This window comes from Bacillus sp. SIMBA_008 (assembly GCF_046535495.1).
Lineage (GTDB): Bacteria > Bacillota > Bacilli > Bacillales > Bacillaceae > Bacillus > Bacillus subtilis.
The window spans coordinates 1-395 of record NZ_JAWRWL010000070.1 but is presented as its reverse complement, the minus strand read 5'-3'; the positions used below and the strand labels follow the sequence as shown (position 1 = coordinate 395).

The window sequence follows — 395 nt, the reverse complement described above, 5'->3', positions numbered from 1 at the left end:
GTTTCATATGTAAGCTTGACAGCTCCTTCAATTTCATCGGCCAATACGCCGAGCCCTGACCCTAAAATCAGACCGATCTTTGGTGTTTCTTTCACGTGTTCTTTAATAAATGCAGCAGCACGTTCGATCTTTTGTTTCAAAAAAAGTCCCCCTACTGTAATCTTGATAAAAAGCTTTTTCCGTATTCCGGCTTTTCCGTTTTAAAATTATCGGCAATAGTTGCGCCGATATCGGCAAATGTATCCGCAAGCGGCAGCTGTTCTGTATGTTTGTGCTTTTTGCTGTAAACAAGAAGCGGCACATACTCCCGCGTGTGATCCGTGCCGTGATGGACAGGATCATTGCCGTGATCCGCAGTGATAATAAGCAGATCGTCTTCTTTCATTTTTTCAAAC

The 395-nt window shown here is 43.3% G+C and carries 2 pseudogenes; both read right to left on the bottom strand.

The features are described 5' to 3' along the window. Positions 1-140: pseudogene (locus SB658_RS22160) on the bottom strand (purine-nucleoside phosphorylase); the annotation flags it as partial. A gap of 11 nt (positions 141-151) precedes the next feature. Then, positions 152-395, bottom strand: a pseudogene (locus SB658_RS22155) (phosphopentomutase); the annotation flags it as partial.